At 69.6% G+C, this 23,135-nt stretch carries 20 protein-coding genes; 9 read left to right on the top strand and 11 right to left on the bottom strand.

The window, feature by feature from the left end:
• Positions 1-567: 567 nt before the first annotated feature.
• Positions 568-3,576 carry an N-6 DNA methylase gene (locus Asi02nite_RS32035; RefSeq protein WP_203717745.1) on the top strand — a complete coding sequence of 1,003 codons (3,009 nt, stop codon included), beginning with the start codon at positions 568-570 and terminating at the stop codon, positions 3,574-3,576.
• A gap of 65 nt (positions 3,577-3,641) precedes the next feature.
• A complete protein-coding gene (locus Asi02nite_RS32030) occupies positions 3,642-4,658 on the top strand; it encodes a Shedu anti-phage system protein SduA domain-containing protein (protein ID WP_203717744.1) in 1,017 nt (338 codons plus the stop codon).
• Between the two features lie 82 nt (positions 4,659-4,740).
• On the opposite strand, the gene Asi02nite_RS32025 is transcribed toward Asi02nite_RS32030, so the two are convergent.
• Genes Asi02nite_RS32025 through Asi02nite_RS32015 form a run of 3 tightly spaced genes read right to left on the bottom strand, consistent with a single transcriptional unit; the run spans position 4,741 to position 7,171 of the window.
• Positions 4,741-6,279 carry a recombinase family protein gene (locus Asi02nite_RS32025; RefSeq protein WP_203717743.1) on the bottom strand — a complete coding sequence of 513 codons (1,539 nt, stop codon included), beginning with the start codon at positions 6,277-6,279 and terminating at the stop codon, positions 4,741-4,743.
• A gap of 54 nt (positions 6,280-6,333) precedes the next feature.
• Entirely contained in the window at positions 6,334-6,756 is a 423-nt protein-coding gene (locus Asi02nite_RS32020) for a SigE family RNA polymerase sigma factor (RefSeq protein WP_203717742.1), read from the bottom strand.
• Between the two features lie 55 nt (positions 6,757-6,811).
• A complete protein-coding gene (locus tag Asi02nite_RS32015; RefSeq protein ID WP_239127309.1) occupies positions 6,812-7,171 on the bottom strand; it encodes a winged helix-turn-helix transcriptional regulator in 360 nt (119 codons plus the stop codon).
• Between the two features lie 87 nt (positions 7,172-7,258).
• On the opposite strand from Asi02nite_RS32015, the gene Asi02nite_RS32010 reads away from it, so the two are divergent.
• Together Asi02nite_RS32010 and Asi02nite_RS32005 are read left to right on the top strand one after the other, a co-directional pair.
• On the top strand, positions 7,259-8,119 hold the full coding sequence (locus Asi02nite_RS32010; protein ID WP_203717741.1) for an NAD(P)-dependent oxidoreductase: 861 nt from the start codon (positions 7,259-7,261) through the stop codon (positions 8,117-8,119).
• A gap of 95 nt (positions 8,120-8,214) precedes the next feature.
• Entirely contained in the window at positions 8,215-9,912 is a 1,698-nt protein-coding gene (locus Asi02nite_RS32005) for a hypothetical protein (RefSeq protein WP_203717740.1), read from the top strand.
• Here Asi02nite_RS32005 and Asi02nite_RS32000 read toward each other — a convergent pair.
• On the bottom strand, positions 9,894-10,796 hold the full coding sequence (locus Asi02nite_RS32000; RefSeq protein WP_203717739.1) for a winged helix-turn-helix transcriptional regulator: 903 nt from the start codon (positions 10,794-10,796) through the stop codon (positions 9,894-9,896). The two genes, Asi02nite_RS32005 and Asi02nite_RS32000, sit on opposite strands and share 19 nt — an antisense overlap.
• A 25-nt stretch (positions 10,797-10,821) precedes the next feature.
• On the opposite strand from Asi02nite_RS32000, the gene Asi02nite_RS31995 reads away from it, so the two are divergent.
• A complete protein-coding gene (locus Asi02nite_RS31995; RefSeq protein ID WP_203717738.1) occupies positions 10,822-12,060 on the top strand; it encodes an MFS transporter in 1,239 nt (412 codons plus the stop codon).
• A gap of 214 nt (positions 12,061-12,274) precedes the next feature.
• Positions 12,275-12,649, top strand: a complete 375-nt coding sequence (locus Asi02nite_RS31990; RefSeq protein WP_203717737.1) for a TrmH family RNA methyltransferase — start codon at positions 12,275-12,277, stop codon at positions 12,647-12,649.
• Between the two features lie 8 nt (positions 12,650-12,657).
• Here Asi02nite_RS31990 and Asi02nite_RS31985 read toward each other — a convergent pair whose 3' ends face one another.
• Positions 12,658-13,053: a hypothetical protein gene (locus Asi02nite_RS31985; protein ID WP_203717736.1), complete on the bottom strand. Its 396-nt coding sequence runs from the start codon at positions 13,051-13,053 to the stop codon at positions 12,658-12,660.
• 225 nt (positions 13,054-13,278) lie between these two features.
• On the opposite strand from Asi02nite_RS31985, the gene Asi02nite_RS31980 reads away from it, so the two are divergent.
• Positions 13,279-13,692, top strand: coding sequence for an ester cyclase (locus Asi02nite_RS31980; protein ID WP_239127307.1), 414 nt, complete (start codon positions 13,279-13,281; stop codon positions 13,690-13,692).
• On the opposite strand, the gene Asi02nite_RS31975 is transcribed toward Asi02nite_RS31980, so the two are convergent.
• The 5 genes from Asi02nite_RS31975 to Asi02nite_RS31955 are packed head-to-tail and all read right to left on the bottom strand — an operon-like array spanning position 13,670 to position 17,960.
• Positions 13,670-13,981 carry a DUF1963 domain-containing protein gene (locus tag Asi02nite_RS31975; protein WP_373312364.1) on the bottom strand — a complete coding sequence of 104 codons (312 nt, stop codon included), beginning with the start codon at positions 13,979-13,981 and terminating at the stop codon, positions 13,670-13,672. The two genes, Asi02nite_RS31980 and Asi02nite_RS31975, sit on opposite strands and share 23 nt — an antisense overlap.
• Positions 13,982-14,036: 55 nt before the next feature.
• Positions 14,037-15,077 (bottom strand): ABC transporter ATP-binding protein, encoded by a 1,041-nt coding sequence (locus Asi02nite_RS31970; RefSeq protein ID WP_203717734.1) that lies wholly within the window; start codon positions 15,075-15,077, stop codon positions 14,037-14,039.
• A complete protein-coding gene (locus Asi02nite_RS31965) occupies positions 15,074-15,928 on the bottom strand; it encodes an ABC transporter permease (protein ID WP_203717733.1) in 855 nt (284 codons plus the stop codon). Before Asi02nite_RS31965 ends, Asi02nite_RS31970 begins: the two co-directional genes overlap by 4 nt.
• Positions 15,916-16,830, bottom strand: coding sequence for an ABC transporter permease (locus Asi02nite_RS31960; protein ID WP_239127306.1), 915 nt, complete (start codon positions 16,828-16,830; stop codon positions 15,916-15,918). Before Asi02nite_RS31960 ends, Asi02nite_RS31965 begins: the two co-directional genes overlap by 13 nt.
• Positions 16,830-17,960 carry an ABC transporter substrate-binding protein gene (locus Asi02nite_RS31955; protein ID WP_239127305.1) on the bottom strand — a complete coding sequence of 377 codons (1,131 nt, stop codon included), beginning with the start codon at positions 17,958-17,960 and terminating at the stop codon, positions 16,830-16,832. The genes Asi02nite_RS31960 and Asi02nite_RS31955 overlap by 1 nt, the downstream gene beginning before the upstream one ends.
• A gap of 227 nt (positions 17,961-18,187) precedes the next feature.
• On the opposite strand from Asi02nite_RS31955, the gene Asi02nite_RS31950 reads away from it, so the two are divergent.
• Positions 18,188-18,823, top strand: a complete 636-nt coding sequence (locus tag Asi02nite_RS31950) for a DUF2306 domain-containing protein (RefSeq protein ID WP_203717732.1) — start codon at positions 18,188-18,190, stop codon at positions 18,821-18,823.
• A gap of 52 nt (positions 18,824-18,875) precedes the next feature.
• Here the strand turns inward: Asi02nite_RS31950 and Asi02nite_RS31945 are convergent, their stop codons facing one another.
• Positions 18,876-20,312: a tannase/feruloyl esterase family alpha/beta hydrolase gene (locus tag Asi02nite_RS31945; protein ID WP_203717731.1), complete on the bottom strand. Its 1,437-nt coding sequence runs from the start codon at positions 20,310-20,312 to the stop codon at positions 18,876-18,878.
• A 117-nt stretch (positions 20,313-20,429) separates the two neighbouring features.
• Here Asi02nite_RS31945 and Asi02nite_RS31940 point away from each other — a divergent pair, with 117 nt between their 5' ends.
• The gene (locus Asi02nite_RS31940; RefSeq protein ID WP_203717730.1) at positions 20,430-23,120 is read left to right on the top strand and encodes an ATP-binding protein; all 2,691 of its coding nucleotides are present in this window, start codon (positions 20,430-20,432) and stop codon (positions 23,118-23,120) included.
• The last annotated feature ends 15 nt before the right edge of the window (positions 23,121-23,135 follow it).

Here is a 23,135-nt window from a genome sequence, read left to right as displayed (position 1 = left end):
CATGCTCCACTGGAACGAATACCCCACCAACAATCCAGCAGCTTGAACCTCCGAGGCGCATCTCATCCAACGGGCCAGAAGGACCTCGCGGCACCGTCCACGATCAGCCGGGGCTGCGCCGCAATGTCCTGACGCGGCTCATGGTGGCGAGCGACCTGGCACATGGCCGACTACGGGAAAGAGCTCGTCGGCCCCCGGGAGGGCTTCTGGCTGACATCAAGCATCGGCGCGAGAGATACCGCCCGGAACGGGAGGTGCCGGCCTGCCGAACGATCCAGGCGGCACCGAGAATACGGGGCCTGAGTCGCCCGGCAGCGAGGTGGGCCCGAGACTGCGGTTGGCATGATCAGCAAGAGGAGGTAAGTCTGCGGCTCAGGTTAGGTTGGTCCGGCGTCGACGAGTCGCTCTGAATCGTCTGTGGATCACCCTGAGGCACTGCCATTTGTCACCGATTGGGCTATGGCGGCACATCGATGGGGCTGCGCATACTGTCACATGGCCAATACGGGGCGTCATAGTGCCGGATTTGTCCCCCAGTACCAACAGTTACGGGGCTTTCGCGAGCCTGTGGCTGATCTTCTGGCCAAGATCGCGAGCCGCGATCGCCCGCGGAGCGAAGCCACACTGCAGGCCGACATTCGAAGGCTCCTGCTAGCCGGTGACTTCGGCCTGTCCGACGACCACGTCGATGTCGACCTGGAAGTGCCGGCTGGTGGTGGCCGTCGCATCGATATCGAAGCCGGATACACCGCCATCGAGGTCAAAAAGAACCTGGGAAGCGCCCGCGTCGTCGCCGAGGCCGAGAAGCAGTTGGCGGGCTATGTAACCGCGCGAAGTCATCAGACCGGACAACACTACGTCGGCATTCTTACAGACGGAGTTCAGTGGCATGCCTATCAGCTTCAAGGCGAAGGCCTGACTCGCGTTACAACCTATAAGAACAGCCCTGGTACGGGGGATCCTCTTGCGCTGTTCTATTGGCTCGAGGGCATCTTAGCGACCCAGCAGGGCGTCTTGCCAACACCGACGGAAATTGTCCAGCGCCTCGGTGCGGCCAGCACATCGCACGCGCTCGATCGGGCTATGCTTGCCGACCTTTACGCCGAACATGTCGACCTACCAACAGTCCAAGTCAAGCGGCGCCTTTGGGCACAACTCTTGCACAGCGCGCTTGGGACTCAGTTCATCGACAGTGACGAACTCTTCGTCGAGCACACACTTCTGGTGAATAGCGCGGACATAATTGCGCATCTGGTTCTTGGGATCGACGTCCTGGACCTGCAGCCGGCTAGCCTGATTAGCGGCCAACGATTCGAACAAGCGGGCATTTTTGGGGTCGTAGAGCAGGACTTCTTTGACTGGACAATAGAGGTTCCCGGGGGCGCACAGTTCGTGCAGTCTTTGGCTCGACGTTTGGCCCGATTCGATTGGGCGCACGTCGAGCACGACGTACTTAAGATCCTCTACGAATCAGTGATCGGCACGGAGACACGCAAGCGAATGGGCGAATACTATACGCCCGACTGGCTCGCGGAGGAGATAGTAAACAAGTCGATCAGCCAACCTTTGCAGCAACGAGTGCTGGATCCTGCTTGCGGCTCAGGTACGTTCCTGTTTCACGCAGTCAGGAAGTATCTAGCCGCAGCGGACGTACGCGGAGAATCCGTTGATTCTGCCCTTGCGAGCCTCTCGCGGCACGTGATCGGAGTGGACCTTCACCCCGTTGCAGTGGCTCTCGCTCGCGTGACTTATCTGCTGGCCATTGGTCGGGAACGCTTGGTCGACCCCGGTAGAGACACCATCAATATTCCCGTCTACCTGGGCGACAGCATTCAATGGAGAGAACGGCTCGACCTCTTCACCGAGGAACACCTCCGCATTAGTGCTGGACACGGCGCAAGTCTTCTCGAGGACGTGCTTCGCTTTCCCGAGCACCTACTCTCCGATCCTAGTCGTTTCGACAGACTCGTATCGAATTTGGCATCGCTGGCGGCGAAGCCACGCGACAAGAATACGCTTCCTTCCTTGGGCGCCGTTTTTCATAGGATGGCGATCGCCGAAGAAGATCAGCCGATGATTCTCGAGACCTTCGCCGCGATGTGCAGACTTCACGACGAAGGTCGCAATCATATCTGGAGTTACTACATTAGGAACCTTGCGCGTCCCGTATGGCTCGCCCTACGCGAGAATCGCGTGGATGTCCTTATTGGAAATCCACCGTGGTTGTCCTACCGGCACATGCCGATCGATATGCAGAAACTTTTTAAGGACCTGTCAAGCGATCGCGGGATCTGGCACGGGGGCAAGTTTGCGACTCACCAGGACCTCTCCGCCCTATTCGTTGCGCGCGCCATACAGCAGTATCTGGCGATGGGCGGGTCGTTTGCATTTGTGCTCCCAAACGCGGTACTCGACCGTGCCTACTATGCCGGCTTTCGGTCAGGCTGGTACGACGATTCTGCCGAGCCTGTTGCCGTGACGTTCACTGCTACGTGGGACCTACGGCGGTTGCGTCCCCATCCCTTCCCGCGTGGCGCGAGCGTGATTTTTGGCCGCAGAACGTCATCAGACCAATATCGACAGATGTCCGCGACGACGCAACGTTGGTCCGGGCGAATACCGGCTTCAGGGGGATCATGGGACGTTGTGGAACCGAACATAGAGATTAAGATCGCAGGGTTGGTCTCGACCGGATCACTCGTCGAGGAATCACCTTACGCGCCACGTGTGAACAACGGTGCCACTATCTTCCCTCGCGTGTTGTTTTTTGTTGATGTTCCGCATAGTCCACTCGGGTTTGCCGCCGGCAGTCGAAAGGTCAAGTCGTCGCGAAGCAACTACGAGAAACAACCATGGAAGGACCTCGAAAGGTTAGAAGGGGTTGTTGAAACCGAGTTTATCCGGGACGTCCTACTTGGAGAGAGTCTCCTCCCGTACCGCCTGCTTCCTGCCCGTCGGGTCGTCCTCCCAATCGTGGGGCAACGCCTAATTGCTAGTGACGACTCTGTCCTTGACTATTATCCCGGATTAGCGGACTGGTGGCAGCAGGCGGTAGCCGTTTGGGAGAACCACCGTCGCAGCACACGCCTTACGCTCGGTGAGCAGCTCGACTACCGGCGGAAGCTCTCGGTTCAGATTCCGCCATCTCCACTACGTCTCGCGTATGGCGCCTCTGGAATGCACGTCTCTGCGGCTGTTGTAGAGGATCCGCGAGTAATCCTGGAGCACGGACTATATTACTGTACAATTTCTACGCACGACGAAGGTCTCTACTTGTGCGCGATCCTAAACAGCGCGTTGCTCACAGAGCTGATCCGGCCGATGATGTCTTATGGCAAGGACGAGCGACACGTCGACAAGCACATCTGGCAGCTGCCGATTCCACTTTACGACAAGGCGCGCCCCGATCACCGACGCCTCGTCGAACTGGGAGCTAGGCAGCGCGACATCGTTTCAGGGCTTGCATTCGACGAGAATACGAGCTTTATCTCTTTGCGCCGCCGCATCCGCACCGAGCTTGCGACCCATCCGGCGGCCACGCAGATAGAAGCCATCGTTCGAGCGATGCTGGCCTAGCTAGTTTCCCGCGTTGGCACTCGTCCTCCCTTGACCCTCGGTTCTCATTGCGTCAGTGTTGTCGCATGACTCAGGCGAATAGTCCGGGCCCTCGCCGGGACGTGGTGCAGGTAGAGCGCATCGAAAGCAGACTCGCTCGCAACGGGATAGTCACCTATCTGCCGACCCGGGTATTGCGCAGCAAGCGCTATCTCATTCAAGCGATAGCGTGGATCGTTCCACACTCCACCAGCTCTGCTGAACTAGTGCTTCGCCTGGAACGTATTGACACGACAAAGCCAATGTCCCCAAAGAATGAGATCTCCCTAAGCGAGTCGGAGGTTCACGAGCTTCTAAAATACGTGGATGCTGCGGCCGCGATTCGGAATCGGACGCCTGGATCATATGCACTCATTCGAGTCGACGACGTCGCCGGGGACGACTCAATAGATGCAGCCGCAGCGTTAGCCAAAATTCTGAGCATGCCCCAGATGGCATCAGTCATGCGACAGCCTGAAGTGGCGGACATCATCAGCAATTCCATCGATGACGCAGTGAGATTGAGCGCATTGCGGCGTGCAACCGATCAGCTTGGGTCACTTCTCGAGAGTGGCCAGGTTGCAGAGACCATTTATCAAGATTGGCTGGAGGCACACACATGGGCGCTCGGAAACGTGTATGTTCGTCGCGACGCGGTCCGGCGAGTCAGTGCCGCCGACGATATAGACATTCTTGTGGAGTCGGCGTTAAACGGCCTTCGAGACGTCTACGAACTGAAGCGGCCGGACGCGACGGTGTTGAACTATGACCGTGAGCACAAATGTTTTTATTGGGCCCACCAAATAACGAAAGCAATCGGGCAATGTCATCGCTATTTGGACGTTCTGCACGACAAGCTCCGAGGCGGACTTGACGACCATCCGGAAATTGTCGCGTATCATCCCAGGGCCGTCATCATTGCTGGACGGTCGTCTAAGTGGACACGCCGTGAGTTGCATGCATTGCACGGACTAAATGCTCGCCTTCATGGCATCACGGTTATGACATATGACCAACTTTTGGCACAGTGCAGAGCATTACTTGGTTCAGTCGACCGCTTGTAGTACTAAGTTGGGATTGGCGACGTGATGGCGGGTCGAATCGACGTGATGCCCCCAGCTATGCGAGGTGCTGGTTCTCTTTGCCCTAGAATCGCCACGACCACCTCAGACGGTGCCCGCCAAACGGCCGGCGGTTGCCCTTGCCGGCCGGTAGCAAGTTTATGTCTGCCACCGTCCGGATGATCTCCCGCTTTACCGCGACCTGATCGCCCAGGTCGGCCCATTTTTGTGCGGCGTGCTCGCCGATCCGTCCGCGAAGTACCGGCGGCATACCGGCCTGTTGTGCCCGCTGCTCGTGCTCGGCGATCTGCGCGGTCAACCCCTTCTCCGCCCGTGCGTACGCTACAGCCGAGACTTCGCCCTGCTCGCCCAGCTTGCGCCACTCCTCCAACTCCACCCGGAGCCGAACCGCCTCAGCTCGCGCCTGAGCGGCTTGCTCGTCCCCACCGGACAAGGCCGAGAGCATCTCGCTGGTTTCTGGCAGGGACAGCCACGCCACGACGGTTCGCTGGACGTACTCGTCGAGGAATTCGGCCTTGACCGCTGCGCACCGCCTCTTGAGGCACGAGTACACCTGTCCTTCCCAACCGTGCCGGTTCACGTGGTTGGACGACAGCGGACCGCCGCAGACCCCGCACGCGGCGATGTAGGACAGCAGGTGGACGGCCCGGCCGGCCCGAGTCGTCGTCCGGGACGGGTCGCTTAGCAACTGCACGCACGCCCAATAGACGCCCTCACCGTCCAGCAGTGCCGGCCACGCGCCGTCCCCGATCACCTCGCCGCGGAAGACTCGCTTGCCGATGTAGGCCGGGTTCATCACCTGCTTACGGATGATCCCGCGCCGCCAGGTCTTTCCCTCTGGGGACGGGATGCCCCTGGCGTTCAGATCGCGCTCGATCGTAATCAGCGGAACCCCAGCCGCGACCCGCTTGAAGTTGTCCCGCACGACCCCGGCATGGCTGTACTCAATCACCGTCCCGTCAACAGCGGTCGCGGTGCGGAGCTCCGTGTCGGGCTCCTGCCGTAGCAGGGCTCTCGTGCGCTGGTCGTAGATCCGCCGATACCCGTAGGTGACCTTCCCATGCGGACGGCCCGCCTCCGCGGCCATCGCCACACCGCGCAAGACGTTGTCCCGGATCGAGTCCGCCATCCACTCCGCCTGGACCGCCTGGAAGCCGAGCATCATCCGGTCGTTCTTGTCCCGCAGGTCGTACAGGACTCCGCCGACGAGCCAGAAGTACAAGCCGACCTTCGTGCACATGTCCCGGATCTTCACGTACACCGCCAGGTCACGCTCCCGACGGGACATCTCCCAGATCACCAGCACGTCACCCCGACCGGCTTCGATCCGCTCGATCAGCAACTCGAACTCCGGCCGATCCTTCTTCGCGTGCCGGCTCGCCGACCGGTCGTTGTCCGTGAACGACCCCGCGTCCGACCAGGACCGCTTGGTGACCTCGGCCAAGTTCAGCTTGCCTTGATCACCGACGCTCTTGCCCTGCTCTTTCCTGTCTTGACTGGCCCGCTGGTACCGCAAGGCCCGCACATCGACACCGCCGGCCAGAAGCGCGTCCTTGCTGTCGAACCGAACCCGGTTCCCGGACCGGGCGACCCGCCGTACCATCGGAAATGGCCCCCTGCGATCGATGACCCTGAGTATTGACATCGACCTTAGCATCTAACGTCCCTTAGGAGTGCCGACCGAGCAGCCGAGCACCTCGGCGACCTGTGGCTCGGTCAGGTCCTCGTAGAACCGCAGCACGACCACGGCGCGCTGGCGCGGGGTGAGCTGGCGCAACGCGGCCGCGACGGTCAACCGGAGGGCGGTCGCGTCGGAGTGGTCGGTGCCGGCCCGCTCGACCGGCTCCGACTCCAGGCGTTCGGTGAGCCGACGTTGCCGCCACCAGGAGACCTGCTGGTGGTACATGGCGCGCCGCACGTACGCCTCGGGATCGCTGATCCGCCGCCAGTGCCGGTAGGTCTTGGCCAGCGCGTTCTGCAGCAGGTCCTCGGCGAGTTGGTGGTCGCCGGTGAGCAGGTAGGCCCGCCGGGACAGCGCCGGGGATCGTTGCACCACGAACTCGTGGAACGTCTCGGCCATGCCCACCCCCTCGCCAGATAGGACGCCACCTGACGCCGCGATGGTTGGGGTCGGGTCAGTGCGTGTGGAGGGTGCCGTCGGCGGTGAGGCGGGCCGCGCGGGCCGTGCCCCAGTCGCCGAGCGGGGCGAGTGCCGCGTTCAGCGACCGGCCGTCCGGCGTCAGCGAATATTCGACCTTCGGCGGCACCTCGCCGTACACCTGGCGGTTGATCAGCCCGTCCTGTTCCATCTCGCGGAGCTGCTGGATCAGCATCTTCTCGCTGACGCCGGGCAGGCCGCGCCGGAGCTCGCCGAACCGCCGCACGCCGTGGTTGTCGAGCTCCCACAGGATCAGCGACTTCCACTTGCCCGATACCACGTCCATGGCGGCGTCGATGCCGCAGACGTACGGGCCGCGCCGTGCCTTCGCGGTCATGCCGGCTCCCATGCTTACTGAAAGGTAAGTAGTGCACAAAATAGTAGGTACTTGCCGCACCGAGGGTATCCGCGAAGCATGGTTCGCATGAACAGCACCACTGTCATCGGCCTCGGCCCGATGGGGCGCGCCATCGCCGCGACGCTCGTCCGCGCCGGGCACCAGGTCACCGTCTGGAACCGCACGGCCGGCCGCGCCGGCGGGCTCGTCGGTGTCACGATCGCCCCGACCCCGGACGCCGCCGTCGCGGCCGGCGACCTCGTGCTGCTCAGCCTGACCGACTACGGCGCGATGTACGACGTGCTGGGCAGCACGGGCCTGAGCCGCAAGGTCCTCGTCAACCTCGGTTCCGGCACCCCCGACGAGTCCCGCGCGGCCGCCGCCTGGGCCCGGGAGCGCGACGCGGGCTTCCTGACCGGCGGGATCATGGTGCCGCCGCCGCTGGTCGGCCAGGCCGGCGCGTACGCCTTCTACAGTGGACCGTCCGACCTCTTCCGGGAGCACGAGCCGACCCTGCGGGCGATCGGTGACACGCGGTACCTCGGCGCCGACCCGGGCCTCGCGCAACTGCTCTACCAGGCGCACCTCGACGTCTTCCTCACCGCCCTCGCCGGCCTCCTGCACGGCACCGCGCTCGTCACCTCGGCGGGCGTACCCGCGGAAGACTTCCTCCCCGACGCGATGCGCCTCCTGACCGACCTGCCGGCGATGGTCGGTGACGGCGCCGACCTCGCCGCCGAACTGGCGGCGGGGGAGTATCCCGGCGACCTCAGCACGGTTCGCATGATGGGCGCCACCGCCGTCCACATCGCCGAGACCAGCGTGGCCGCCGGCGTCGACGCCGCCGTCCCGAACGCGGTCCGCTCGCTCTACGACCGCGCCGTCGCGGCCGGTCTCGCGACCCGCGACTGGACCGCGCTGTACGACATCGTCAGAAATCCATCCTGAGAAACCCCCCTTCGGCTGATCCCTTTGTGGATGGCGTGGGTGAGATTGTCTGCGTCGTGGTCATAACGGGGGCGGCGCCTGCGCGCGTCGAAACGGTGGAGTCCGCGCGTCCGGCGCCGGCTCCAGAGGCACGACGATGGTGGCGCGTCCTGCGGCACGAGTGGACGCTGGTCGTCCTCGGCGCGGTCGCGCTGGCCGCGCTGGTCACCTGGCCTACGCTGCGCCATCCCACCCGCACGATCCCGGGCGACACCGGCGACCCGACCATGCAGGCGTGGCAGATGGCCTGGTCGGGTCACGCGCTGCGGACCGACCCGACGAACCTCTGGCACGCCAACGCGTTCCATCCCGAGAGCACCAGCTTCGCCTTCACCGACACCCTGCTGGGATACGCGCCGGCGGGGCTCATCGGCTCCGGGCCGGTCGCCGCGCTGCTGCGCTACAACATCGTCTACGTGCTGGTGTTCGCGTTGGCGTTCATCGGCGCGTACGCCCTGGTCCGTCAACTCGGCGCGGGCCGGATCGCCGGTGCCGTGGCGGGCGCCGCGTTCGCGTACGCGCCGTGGCGGCTCGCCCAGGTCGGTCACCTCCAGGTGCTCTCGACCGGTGGGATCGCGCTGGCCCTCGCGATGCTCGCCCGCGGGCACGGCTGGTCGCTGCGGCACGGCTACCGGCCGTCGCACGCGCGTCCCGGCTGGGCGGTCGCCGGGTGGTGCGTCGCCGCGTGGCAGGTGTCGCTCGGCTTCGGCATCGGCGTTCCCTTCGGCTACGCGCTGGCCCTGGTCGGCGTCGTGGCCGTCATCGCCTGGCTGCGGCACCGGCCGCCCGTGTCCCGCCGCCTGCTCCGCGCCGACGGCATCGGGCTAGGGGTGTTCCTCGCCGCGGCCGCGTTCATGGCCCGGCCCTACCTGCAGGTCGCCGAGCAGTTCCCGTACGTCCGCCGGAGCTGGAGCGACCTGCAGTGGTCCTCGCCGCCCCTGCGCGGCTTCTTCAGCTCGCCCAACACCTCGGTGGTCTGGGGCGACCTGCACGCCGGCGTCCGCGCGTCGCTCGGCCACCGGGGCGAGACGTCACTGCTGCCCGGATACACGTTGTACGCGCTCGCCGCGCTCGGCCTGGTGGTGTCGATCTGGACGCTGCGCCAACGGCTGCTGCTCGCGGCGGGCGTCATCGCGAGCATCGTCCTCGCGATGGGCACGCAGGGGCCCGGCGGCGGTCGCTATACGTACGGGCTCGTCTACGTGCTGCCCGGCTTCGACGGCATCCGTACCCCTGGCCGGCTCGTCGTCTGGACCACGCTGCTGCTCGGGATCCTCGCCGCCGGCGCGGTCACGGCGCTCGCCCGGCGGGCGACCCTGCGGCCGGCGAGCCTCGCGGTCGCGCTGCTGCCGCTGCTCGTCGTCGCCGAGGGCATCAACACCACCGGCCACCCGACGGTGCCGACGCGGCCGGCCGCGCTGGCGACCGCGCCCGCGCCGCTGCTCGTCCTGCCCACGGGAGCGACGATCGACGGCGTCCCGATGCTCTGGGAGACCGACCGCTTCCCGGCGATGGTCAACGGCGCGGCCGCGTTCACGCCGCCGCGGCAGAACGCCATCCGCGAGGCCACGCTGCGGTTCCCGGACGCCGACAGCGTCGCGCTGCTGCGGGAGTCCGGTGTCCGCAGTGTCGTGGTGGTGCGCGCGCAGGTCGTGGGCACGCCGTACGAGCCGACGCTGGACGGTCGGGTCGACGGCCTGCCGCTGCGCCGCGTCGACACCCCGGACGCGGTGGTCTACCTGCTGGAGCCCTGAGCGGCGGCCGACGTGCGGTCGCGGACCAGGCGCAGCATCTCGGTGACCGAGCCGGCCGGGTCGGTCACCGGGAACTGCACGGCGCGCACCGTCGCGGTCGGGTCGAGCAGCAGCGTGGCCCGCTTGAGCCGGTCGGTGCCCGCGGCGCGGAACGTGGGCAGCAGCAGCGCCGTGGCGAGCCGCCCCTCGGCGTCGGAGAGCAGCGGGAACGGCAGCTCGGCGTGCGCGGCGAAGGCCGCGAGTTGGTCCGGGCGCTGCGTGCTGACCCCGTGGATGCGCGCGCCCGCGGCGGTGAAGTCGGCGGCCCGGGCCGCGTACGTGTGCGACTCGAGCGTGCAGCCGGCGGCACCGGGGATGTCTCCCCAGTACGGCGGGAGGCCCTGCACGCCCGGCACGAACGCGCCGGGGAAGCAGTAGAGGACCGTCCAGGCGTCGGGGTCGGCGGGCGGCACCGGCGCACCGTCGTGGCGCGCCAGGGTCAGGTCGGGGAGCCGGCGCCCGATCAGGGCGTGCACCCGGCGCGCCTCGGCCGACCCGGCCGCCGCCGTGGCGGTCAGTGACCCGTCGCCGAGCACGTGCCGGTCGCCCCACTCCTGCAGGGCGATCAGCACCGGCATCAGGCCCTCGCCCTTCTCGGTGAGCAGGTAGTCGTAGCGCGGCGGCCGGTCCGTGTAGCGCCGGCGGTGCAGCACGCCGTGGTCGACCAGCGCGGCGAGGCGCTCGGCCAGGGCGCGGCGGCTCATCCCGAGCCCGTGCTGGAGGCCGTCGAAGCGGGTCACCCCGCCGGCGACGTCGCGGACGAGCAGGAACGTCCACCAGTCGGTCAGCACGCCGAGGGACTGCGCGATGCCGCAGTCCGCGTCGGCGAGGTCGACTCTTCTCACACCCACCACTATAGTCAGTTCCATTATGAAACCCACTGCCTTCTGGCGTTGGTGGATCGCCGGCACGTCCAGCCACCTCGGCTCGGCGGTCGGTGGCATCGCGCTGCCGCTGACCGCACTGTCCGTGCTGGACGCCTCGGCCTTCGAGATGGGCCTGATCACGGCGGCCGGCTATCTCGCGTACCTGCTGATCAGCCTGCCGGCGGGCGTGATCGTGCAGCGCGTGCCGCTGCGTGGCATGCAGGTCGCGCTGGACCTGGTCCGGGCCCTCGCCATCGCGTCCGTGCCGCTGGCGTGGTGGCTGGACGCGCTGACGGTGGCCCAGCTCGTCGGGGTCGCCTTGGTCGTGAGCTTCGCCAACGTGCTGTTCGACGTGGCGAACCAGACCTTCCTGCCGGAGATCGTGCCGGCGGAGCAGTTGCAGGCCCGCAACAGCCTCAACTCCGGTACGCACGCCGCCACGCAGCTCGGCGGGCCGTCGCTCGGTGGGCTCGCGGTGCAGGTGCTGGGCGCGGTGCCGACGCTGTTCGTCGACGCCGTCAGCTACGTCGTCTCGGCCGTGCTGCTGCGCACGCTGCCGGCCCGGCGGGTGCTGCACGCCGCGGAGCGGCCACCGATGGTCACGTTGATCCGCGAGGGCTGGCACTACGTGCTCCGCCACCCGATCATCGGGCCGGCCATGTGGGACGCGACGGCGACCAACTTCGTCTGCGGCGCGATGCTCGCGCTGTTCCCGTTCTATCTGGTCCGTGAGCTGCACGCGACGCCGGTCCTGGTCGGCCTGCTGCTCGCGGCCGACGGCCTCGGCACCCTCATCGGGGCGGCGCTCACGACGCGGTTCACGGACCGGGTCGGCACCGCCCGCGGGCTGATCATCTCGGCCTTCGTCGGCGTGGCCGGCGCGCTGCTGATCCCGCTGGGCACGGGCACCGTCGGCTACGTCGCCTTCGCCGTGGGCAACCTCGTCTTCGCCGGGTCCACAGTGGTCCTGAGCGTGACGACCCGGACCTACCGGATGCTCGCGAGCCCGCCGGAGCTCCTGTCGCGGGTGATCGCGACGGTCAAGTTCGTCTCCTGGGGCGCCATCCCGCTGGGCGGGCTCCTTGCGGGGATCCTGGCGGGTCCGCTCGGCGCCCGTACCACCCTGCTGTTGTTCGGGGCTTTGACGGTGCTCTCGCCGATCATCTACCTGTCGACCCCGATCCGCCGGCTCCGCGACCTGCCGCTCGACCCCACCCCGAAACCCGCGGCGGCCCTCGTCTGAACAGCGGTATCCTGTAGCCCGGAGTCAGGCACCTCGTCGATGGCCCGCGTGCGCCGAGAAGCACGCCACACATGACTGCTGACGCGCGGAGCGCCGCCGCTCCCGTGCGGTGAAGCCCGCGATCCGGGTCCGGACCCCTCGGGAGATCCGGGCGACCCGGCGACCCCGCCGGCACCGCTGCTGGGGACACCTCGTCGCCGCTCCACTGTGGCCGATGCACGGCGCCAACCTCGGCACGCTGCTGCGCACCTGCGACGCGGTCGGGGCCTGCCTGGCGGTGCCGCCGTTCGGCTGGGTGGACGAGGCGCTCGCCCGCGGCAACACGCTGCGGCAGCCCGCCTGCGTGCACCGCGCCTCCACGGCGATCCTGGGCGTGGAACTGGCGGACGAGGCGGTCCGGCTGGCCGACCTACCGCCCGCGCGGCGCCGGACCGTCATGGTGCTCGGGCACGAGGCCACGGGCATTCCACCGGAGGCGCTCGACCTGCTCGACGGTGCGGTGGAGATCCCGATGGTCGGCACCGGTTCGAGCCTGAACGTGGCCGTCGCCGGTTCGCTGGTGCTGTACCGGCTCGCCGGGCTGCTGTAGCCCCAGGTCTAGGTCTCCCGGCCGTCCGGGGTGGGTGCGAACGGATCGGGGAAGTGGACCGCGGTCGTCGGCCGCCCGTCGGGCGGTGCTTCCCCGCGTTCCAGCCACAGGTCCGGGGTGAGCGTCAGGCCCGCTTCGAAGCCTGCGGCGGGCCGACGGACCGCACGCACCACGGGATCGACGTCCCAGTGCCGTACGACGGTGCCGCGACCCGGGACGTACGTGTCGCGGTGCAGGGGGACACAGTCGACGAACACCCAACCGGACCCGTCGGGCGGGGCGTAGCAGAGCACTCGCCGGGACACGATGAGGCCCGGCGTGCCGAACTCGTCGAGCACCTGTTCGTAGCGCAGGTCGCGGCCGTCGACTCCCGCGGTGATGCGCCGCCACGCGTCCGCGTCCATCAGCACTCGACGTCGAGGTAGCCCAGCCGATGGAACTGCTCCGCGAAGACCGACGCGACCGTCGAGCCATCGCCGCCGAACCTCCGCCGCCGCCCGCACGGCAACAGGCTACCGGCCCGGAGTCAACCCGAACGGGGTCCGCGGGATGCGGCGCGGGTTGCGGAGGTGACGCGACTTCGGTTACATTGCAGTCGTAATGTGAAACAGATCGGAAGGGGTACTGCGGTGGTTGGAACAGTCGAGGCGAACATCGCGCTGATGCGCACGGCATTCGGGGCGCTGGATCGCGGCGATCTGGAGGCGTGCGCCGACCTGGTCGCGGAGGACTTCGTCGCCAACCTTCCCGGGCTGGACGAGCCGCTGCACGGCCGGGAGATCTGGAAGCTCGGCGTACAGGCCATGCTGGCGGGCTTTCCCGACCTGCGGGTCAGCATCGAGGACATCTTCGGCGACGGCGACAAGGTCGCGATGCGGTTGCGTTTCGAGGGCACCCACAAGGGACCGTTCCAAGGCGTTCCGGCGACCGAACGCCGCGTCGGCTTCACCAGCATCGAGATCTACCGCGTCGCGGACGGCAGGATCGCCGAGGAGTGGGTCTCGCCGGACATGATGGGTCTCATGCGGCAGATCTCGTCCTGACCCCGGCCAGCCGAAGACCCGGTGCCGAGGCACATAGGTGGGGCTCCGGGATCGTCGACACGGCAACGGTGTCTACGGCGGCTGCCGGGAACGACTCCGCCGACTCGGGCCCGGTCACCGGCACCGCGCTCTCCACCGGAGCGACCAGCACCCGCCAGTGGCCGGCGTCGGCGGGGTCGAAGCCCCACCGCTCCTCGGGCAGGTCGTAGAAGAACGACAACACCGTGTCCGCGGGCAGCCGCGGGCCGGCTGCCCGCGCGTCGACGTCGTTGCTGTTCAACTGGCCGATGAACGCATGAACCGCGCCGCGGTGCCCCGGACAGGGGCACCGCGGGCGCGGTCGGCTAGGCGGCGGAGACGACCACCGGGACCGGCCGCAGGACCACCCGGACCGCGGTCCCCGTCGGGAGGTCCGCCAGGCGGGCGCTCTCCGTCTGGGCGACGACGAGCACCTCGTCGGGCAGTGCCACGGTGACCCGGGCCGTCGCGCCGAGGAAGCTCGCCGAGACCACCCGGCCCGGGCCGTCCGGGGCGGCCGTCACGTCGATCGACTCCGGCCGGACCAGCGCCGTGACCGCACCGTCGGGCGCGGACGCCGCGGCGATCAGGGGCAGGCGGGCGTCGAGCACCTCGACCACGTCGCCCACCACCGTGCCCGGCAGGCGGTTGCTCAGGCCGACGAACTCCGCCACGAACGGTGTCGCGGGGGTCGCGTAGATGGCCTCCGGCGCGTCGATCTGCTCGAGCCGGCCCGCGCGCATCACGCCGACGCGGTCCGCGATGGCCAGCGCCTCCTCCTGGTCGTGCGTCACGAACAGCGTCGTCGTGCCGACCTCGAGCTGGATGCGCCGGATCTCCTCGCGCAGCTGTACGCGGACCTTCGCGTCCAATGCGGACAGTGGCTCGTCGAGCAGCAGCACCTGCGGCTGGATCGCCAGCGCCCGGGCCAGCGCCACCCGCTGCTGCTGGCCGCCCGACATCTGCTGCGGATAGCGGTCGCCCATCGCACCCAGGCCGACCAGCTCGAGCATCTCGCGGGAACGCGCCCGGCGCGAAGCCGCGTTCTGCCGCCGCAGCCGCAGGCCGAACTCCACGTTCTCCGCCGCCGTCAGGTGCGGGAACAGGCTGTAGGCCTGGAACACCATGCCCATGTCGCGGCGGTTGGCCGGCACGTTCGCGATGTCCCTGCCACCCACCACGATGCGGCCCGAGTCGGCGTCCTCCAGCCCGGCCAGGATCCGCAGCGCCGTCGTCTTGCCGCAGCCCGACGGCCCGAGCAGGGCCACGAGCTCGCCCGGCGCCAGGTCCAGGTCGAGGCCGTCCAACGCCGGCACGCCGCCGAACGAGCGGCGCAGCGCCTCCAGGCGTACCCCTGACGAAGTCACGAAGTTGTCCTTTCCCGATTGACCCGATTGACCCGATTGACCCGACGGGCCTGACCGCGCCGGCGACCGGCGAAGGAGAGCAGGAACAGCAGCACGAACGCGAGCACGAGCGCGGCCAGCGACACCGCCACCGACACGGGCGCGCTGCTCTTGCCGAGCTGGTTGATGGCGACCTGGATGTTGTCGCGGTTGAGCAGCGACGCGATCGTGAACTCGCCCAGCACCAGCGCCACGGTCAGGAACGCGGCGGAGAGCACGGCGCTGCGGATGTTCGGCAGGACCACCTTCCACATCACCGTCGCCCAACCGGCGCCGAGGCTGCGGGCGGCCTCCGAGAGCGTGCGCACGTCGATCGCCGACAGGCCGGCGTCGATGGCGCGATAGGCGAAGGGCAAGGCCAGCACGGTGTACGCGAGGAACAGCGTCACCGACGAGCCGCCGACGAAGTAGACGACCCACGCGTACACCGGCGCGAGGCCGACGACGAGCACGATGGCCGGCACCGTGAGCGGCAGCAGGCTGACGAACTCGACGACCCGCCGCAGCTTCGGCAGCCGCAGCCGGACCCAGACCACGGTCGGCACGAGCAGCGCCAGCGTCAGCGCCACCGACAGCAGCATCAGCCAGAACGAGGCCTTCATGCCGGTCCAGAGGATGGGGTACGTCGACGCGAGCGTGCCCCAGTCGAACAGGACCCGCCACGTCTCCCACGTCAAACCACCACCGGCGCCGCGGGTCGTGAACTCGAGCATCGCGAACAGCGGCAGCAGGAACAGCACCGCGAACAGCGCGACGACGACCCAGCGCAGCACGCGCTGCCGGCGGACGCGGCGTTGTCTCAGTCCAGCCATCGGGAGGTCCTCCGCTGCAACAGGCCGTAGAGCCACATGACGAGCGCCACGACGACGACCATGCCCAGCGCCATCGCCTTGCCGAGGTTCTCGCGGCCGAGCAGCACCTCGCTGGTCAGCGCGGAACGGATCTGCAGCGGCACGAGCGGAGCGCCCTGGCTGACCAGCGCCGCCGCCGTGGCGTACGCGGAGAACGCGTTGGCGAACAACAGCAGCGTCGATCCGAGGAACGCCGGCGCGAGCAGCGGGCCCGCCACGTGCCGCCAGTAGTACCAGGTCGACCCGCCCAGGTTCTCGGTCGCCTCCCGCCACTGTGGACGGATGCCGTCGAGCGCGGGCAGGAAGACGATGACCATCAGGGGAATCTGGAAGTACGTGTAGACGAGCACGAGGCCCGGCAGGTCGAACAGCCAGACGCCGCCCGAGAAGATGTCGATGCCCAGCGAGTCGCGCAGGAACACCGTGACGAAGCCGCTCAGGCCGAGCGTGGCGATGAACGCGAACGCCAGCGTCACGCCGCCGAACTGGGCCAGCACGCCGCAGGCCGAGGTGACGAGCCGGCGGACGAGGCTGTCCGGCCCGGCGGTCACCACCACGTAGGCGAGCAGGGCGCCCAGCGCCGCGCCGAGCAGCGCGGTCACCGCGGAGACGGTGATGCTGCGGACGAAGGCGTCCACGATGTAGCCGTCGGCCAGCGCGGTGATGTTGTCGAGCGTGGGCCGGTTGTCGGGGCCGGCGAACGCGCCGATCACGACGACGAGCGTCGGGATCAGCAGGAAGATCGTGACGAAGACGAAGAACGGGAGCACACCCAGCAGGTCACGCAGGAGCCGACCACCCCGTACGACAGTGGTGGTCGGCGCCTGCGCTGTGTCGAGCGTCCCCGTGGCGGGGGCGCTCATCAACCGATGGCCTTGGCCCAGTTGGCGGCGAGGTACTCGTTGGCCGACTTGGTCTGGTCCTCGGTGAGGAACACCGGGGAGCCGGTGACCGGCGGGAGCGCGTCGAACAGCGCCTTGTCCAGGGTGCCGGCCGCCGTCATCGCGTCGGCGCGGACCGGACGGGCACCGCCCTCGAGCCACAGGTTCTGGCCCTCGTCGCTGTAGAGGAACTCCTGCCACAGCCGGGCGGCCGCGGGGTGCGGCGCGTCGGCGTTGACGGCCTGCACGTAGTAGGAGCCGAGCACCGCGTTCGCGGGTACGACGGTCTTCCACTCGACCTTGCCCTTGAGCTTGGCGCCCTGGGCGACGTTCAGGTAGTCCCAGTCGAAGACGACCGGGGTCTGGCCCGACTCGATCGTCGTCGGGGTCGGGTCGACGGGCAGGAAGTTGCCGGACTTCTTGAGCTGGCCGAAGAAGTCGACGCCCTTCGCGATGTCGCCGGCGGAGCCGCCGTTGCCCAGCGCGGCCGCGACGACGCCGTTGAACGCCGCGCCGGCCTGCGTCGGGTCACCGTTGAGGGCGACCTTCCCCTTGTACGCGGGGCCTAGCAGGTCGGCGATGCTGGTCGGAGCCGGCACCTTCGACGAGTCGTACCCGATCGACATGTAGCCGCCGTAGTCGTTGACCCACGTGCCGCCGGCGTCCTTCAGCGCGGCCGGGATGTCGTCCCAGGTCGTCACCTTGTACGGGGCGAACGTGGCCGTGTTGGCCAGCGCAACCGAGGAGCCGAGGTCGAACACGTCGGGCGCGCCGCCCTGGCCTTTGAGCTGTTTGGCCGCGTTGATCTCGTCCTGGCTGGACGCGTCGGGCTGGGCGGAGTTGACGGTGATGCCGTACTTCGCGGTGAACGCCTTGATGATCTCGCCGTAGTTGGCCCAGTCCGGCGGCAACGCGATGACGTTGAGCGCGCCTTCCTTCTTGGCGGCCTCGACGAGCTTGTCGATGCCACCGAGGGCGGCGGCGCTGGTGGCCTTCGCGGCGTCGCTCGCGGCGGCCTCGTTCTCCTTCGCCGGCGGGGAACAGGCCGACAGGCCGACCAGCGTGGCGGCGACCGCAACCAGGGCGGTCCCGCGGGCTATCGAGAATCGCACGGATCCTCCCTTCTCGCCGGTCCGTGATTCGACCGGCCTCGTAGATCTTTTGCCGCTTGATCTTGCTCGGGCGGGGTCTACGTATCGCGCAACGGCGGAAGGCGCCTCCCTTGCGATTGGTCGACAGCTCGGTGACCAGGCAGCGGATGACGCCCGAAACCTGCCCCCTTGACGGGGTGTACGGCGTACACCTACGGTTGGTGTACGCCGTACACCTGGAGGCTTTGATGAAGACGATCCTGGCGTTGGTGGCTCTCAGCCTGGTCCCGGTGATCGCCGGGTCGCTGCGCCTGATCGAGTTCGCCGGCGGACCGCGGCTGTTGCCCGACAACCCCCGCGTCGACGCGTCGCCGCTGCCGGTGGTGCCGCACATCGTCGCCGCGGCCGTCTATGCCTTCCTGGGCGCGGCCCAGTTCTCGGCCCGGCTGCGCCGCCGCCGCATCGGCTGGCACCGGGTCGCGGGCCGGGTGCTGGTCGGGACGGGGCTGGTCGTGGCGGGCACCGGCCTGTGGATGACCCTGTTCTATCCGGGCGCGCCCGGCGGCGACCTGCTGTGGGGGATCCGGCTCGTGGTCTCGTCGGCGATGGGGGCGTTCCTGGTGCTGGGCTTCGCCGCGATCCGGCGCCGCGACTTCGCCGCCCACCGGGCGTGGATGATCCGCGCCTACGCGCTCGCGGTCGGCGCCGGCACGCAGGTGCTCACCCAGGGCATCGGCGAGCCGCTGTTCGGCACGGGCGACCTGAGCACGGCACTCTGCGTGGGCGCGGGCTGGGTCGTCAACGCGATCGTCGCCGAGTGGCTCGTCCGCCGCCGCCCGGTCACCCGGAAGGCCCCTGCCCGGGTCGCGGACCCGGTCCGCTGAAGGGCCGGCGCGGGAGCCCGGCCTCGACGAGGCCGAGCTCCCGGCCCCGATGTCAGCCGGTGATGGTGGTCGGTGCGTGGCCCTTCTCCACCCAGCGCACCAGCGCCCCGAGCGGGTCGACCGGCTGCGGGCCCGAGCCGCCGCCGCAGTGGGTGACGCCGGGGAGCAGGAAGAGGCGGTAGAAGTCGTCGACCCGGTGTGCTCCGCCCATCAGCCGCTCCACCCGCTGGCGGTAGTCGACGCTGCCCCGCGTGGGAATCAGCTCGTCCGCCTGGCCGTGCCAGCTCAGCAGCTTGCCGCCCGCGGCGCGGAAGGCGAACAGGTTCGGGTCGTCCGTACCGATGACGTCGTGGAACCGGTCCTGGGACTGCTGGAACAGCCGCGCGAACTCCCGGTAGGTGAGCGTCGTGGTGTCGAACGCGGGGTCGCGCTCCACGAAGTACCTGACCCAGGTGTCGGCGACGAAGAACGGGGTGCCGGCGTTCGCCAGCGCGCTGAGGCTCGCGCCCTTGTTCGGGCCGTACCACAGCTTCGGACCCGCCCAGATCTTGTTGACGACGTCCGCGACCGCCGGGGAGATCGTGATCTCGCGGCCGTCGCAGACGACCTTCGTGCCGATCAGCCGGCGGGCGTCCCAGTGGCAGTCGCGCGGGTCGTCGATGATGCCGTCCGCGACGCCGTCCAACCTGTCGCAGGCCTTGACGGCGGCGGTGGTGAACGCCTCGAGCTCACACACCGTCGGGTACGTCTTCTCCTCGTTGAACACCACCTGCGGCCAGAGCGTGGCGACGGCGAACCGGTCCCAGCTCGTCGCCGGCGCCCCGGCGAGGATGCCCTGGAAGTCCTTCGGGTGCCGCTGTGCCTCCGCGAAGCCCTGCCGGCCGCCCGTCGAGCAGCCGTTCCAGTAGGAGTAGCGCACCGGGCTGCCGTAGAACGACCGGGCCACGTCCTTGCCGACGATCGCCATGTCGTGCACCGACCGGTCGGCGAAGTTCGCGAGCAGCGCGCCGTCGTCGGTCGGCGCCCAGCCGCTGACGTCCAGCGGCGACTGGCCGATGCCGGCGTCGGTGGCCGCCGCCACATAGCCCGCCTTGACGGCGGTCACGAGCGGAGCGCCGAAATCACCCGCCAGGTACGCGCTGCCGCCGGTGGCCTGGAACCGTCCGGTCCAGTCGCGCCGGTCCTGGGGGAGCGCGATCCTGACCTGGACGTGGTCGTGCGCGCCGGGGTGGGTGAGCGTGACGGTGATCTCGCAGCGCGCGGGGACGCCGGTGATCGGTGGCGGCTGCGGCAGCGGCGGCGGGGCCGGGACGGTGACCGTCCCGCCGGCGTGCGCGACGGCCGTCACGGCCTCCACCTCGGCGCCGGGTGGCGCGGCGACCGTGAGCGGAGCACAGCGCGGACGGCTGTCGGCGGCATCGGCCGCTGCCGGCAGCAACGCCGCCGAGAGGGGCACGATCGCCGCCATCAGCATGATCATTCGTTTCATGTCCCCACCGTCGCGGCCGGGCGCCGGCGCGGGACCAGGGAGGCACCCGGGTGTGCTCCCTGGCGTCCCGGCCCGGCGCCGCCGCCGGTGTAGATTTGCGCGCCGGGGAGGGGTGCCGTGCCGAGGAACGCGGGGGGCGTGCGGCTGCGCGGCCGGCGGCGGGAGCAGGAGGTCCTGGACCACCTGCTGCGTACCGTCCGTGACGGCCGGAGCCAGGTCCTGGTGCTGCGTGGCGAGCCGGGCGTCGGCAAGACGGCGCTGCTCGATCACCTCGCCGCGCGGGCGGGCGGATGTGTGGTGACCCGCACCGCGGGCGTCGAGCCCGAGTCCGAGATCGCCTACTCCGCGCTGCAGCAGGTGTGCGCGCCGCTGCTGGATCACCTCGACCGGCTGCCCGAGCCGCAACACGCGGCGCTGTCCACCGCGTTCGGGCTGACGGTCGGCGATCCGCCCGACGGGCTGCTGGTCGGGCTGGCCGTGCTGGGCCTGTTCGCCGAGGCGGCGACGGCCCGGCCGCTCGTCTGTGTCGTGGACGACGCGCAGTGGCTCGACCGGATGTCCGAGGTGATCCTCACGTTCGTGGCCCGCCGGCTCGACGCCGAGTCGGTCGCGCTGGTCCTCGCCTCCCGCGGGCCGGGCGACGACCTGCTGCGCGGCCTGCCGGAGCTGCGCGTCGAAGGGCTTCCGGACGCCGACGCCCGGGCGCTGCTCGACTCCGTGCTGACCGGGCCGGTCGACGCCCGCGTACGCGACCGGATCGTCGCCGAGACCCGCGGCAACCCGCTGGCGCTGCTGGAGCTGCCGCGTGGCCTCACCCCGGCGGAGCTCGCCTTCGGCCTCGGCGGGCCGAGCCCGGCCGCGCTGGTCACCCGGGTCGAGGAGGGCTTCCAGCGGCGCATCGCCGCCCTGCCGGACCAGACCCGGCGCCTGCTGCTCACCGCCGCCGTCGAACCGATCGGTGACGTGCCCCTGCTCTGGCGCGCGCTGGAACGGCTGGGGATCGGGCCGGAGGCCGGCGCACCCGCGGCGGACGCCGGGCTCGTCGAGATCGGCACCCGGGTGCGGTTCCGGCATCCGCTGGTGCGCTCGGCGGCGTGGCGGTCGGCCGAGCCCACGGCGCTGCGCCTCGTCCATCGGGCTCTCGCGGACGCGACCGATCCGGCGCGGGACCCGGACCGGCGGGCCTGGCACCGCGCGCACGCCGCGCTGGGGCCTGACGACGAGGTCGCCGGTGAGCTGGAACGCTGCGCGGACCGGGCCCGGGCCCGCGGTGGCAACGCGGCCGCGGCGTCGTTTCTGGAGCGTGCGACGGAGCTGACCGCGGACCCGCGGCGCCGCGCGACGCTGGCGTTGGCCGCGGCCCATGCCTGGTTCGCCGCCGGCGCGCCGGCCGCCGTACCCGATCTGCTCTCCGCCGCCGATCTCGGTCCGCTCGACGGGCGCGAGCGGGCCGACGCGCAACGCCTGCGGGCCAGGGTCACGTTCGCGCTCAACCCGGGCCGCGAGGCCGGCCCGGCGCTGCTCGCGGCCGCGCACCGGTTGGAGACGCTGGACCCCGCCGCGGCCCGGGCGACCTACCTGTCCGCGCTCGGCGCGGCCGTGCACGCGGGCCGGCTCGGCGACGGCGACCTGCACCGCGCCGCGCGGGCCGCCCGGGAGGTCACGCCGGGCACGGACGCGGGCGGTCTGCTGCTGGCCGGGCTCACGGCCTGGAGCCTCGACGGGTACGCGCCGGCCCTGCCACTGCTGAACGACGCGTTGGACGCGCTGGCGCGCCAGGACGACCCGGGCCTGCTCTGGCTGGCCGCGCCGGTCGCGCACGAGGTGTGGCGGGAGGCCGACTGGTTCCGGCTCACCGAGCGGGCGCTCGCCCACGCCCGCGGCCCGGCGGCGCTGACCTTCCGCGCCGGTGCGCTGCTGTACGGCGGTCGGCTCGCCGACGCGGCGGACCTGCTCGACGAGGCCGGCGCGTTGGAACGGGCCACGGGCCTGGCGGCGCACCCGTCGGCCGCGCTGGCGCTGGCGGCCCACCGGGGCCACGAGGCGGCGGCCCTGGAGCTGATCGACAGCACCGTGAAGGACGCCGACGCCCGCGGCGAGGGCCGGCTGCTCGGCCTGGCCGGCTACGCCAGGGCGGTGCTGTTCAACGGCCTGTCCGACTACCCGGCGGCGTTGGCGGCCGCACGGGAGGGGGCCGGGTACGAGGACCTCGCCGTCTACCACTGGACGCTCGGCGAGCTGGTCGAGGCGGCGACCCGGGCCGGCGCACCGGCGGTGGCGGCCGAGGCACGCGAGCGCCTCGCCGAGCGGACCGCGGCGGCCGGCACGAACTGGGCGCTGGGTGCCCAGGCCCTCGCCGACGCGCTGGCCGGCCGACCGGCACGGGCGGAGGAGTGTTTCCGCGAGGCGGTCGACCGGCTGTCGGCGACCCGGATGGGACTGCCGCTCGCCCGCGCGCGCCTGCTGTGCGGGGAGTGGCTGCGGCGGCAGAACCGGCTCGTCGACGCGCGTACGCACCTGCGCCTCGCCTACGACGCGTTCACGGCGATGGGCGCGGACGGCTTCGCCGAGCGGACGGGCCGGGAGCTGACGGCGGCCGGCGACCCGGTGCGACACCGGGCCGCGGCCGGTGCCGCGGCCGACCTGACGGCCCAGGAGACCCAGATCGCCCGCCTGGCCGGCGCGGGCCGGACCAACCCGGAGATCGGCGCGGTCCTGTTCCTGAGCCCACGCACGGTCGAATGGCACCTACGCAAGATCTACATGAAGTTGGGCATCACGTCACGGCGCGAGCTGCGCGGGCGCTGACCCGGGGGTCGGCCA

It is taken from the genome of Asanoa siamensis, from assembly GCF_016862555.1.
Taxonomy (GTDB): Bacteria; Actinomycetota; Actinomycetes; order Mycobacteriales; family Micromonosporaceae; genus Asanoa; species Asanoa siamensis.
The sequence above is the reverse complement of the archived record's forward strand: the minus strand, read 5'-3'. Positions and strand labels throughout refer to the sequence as shown.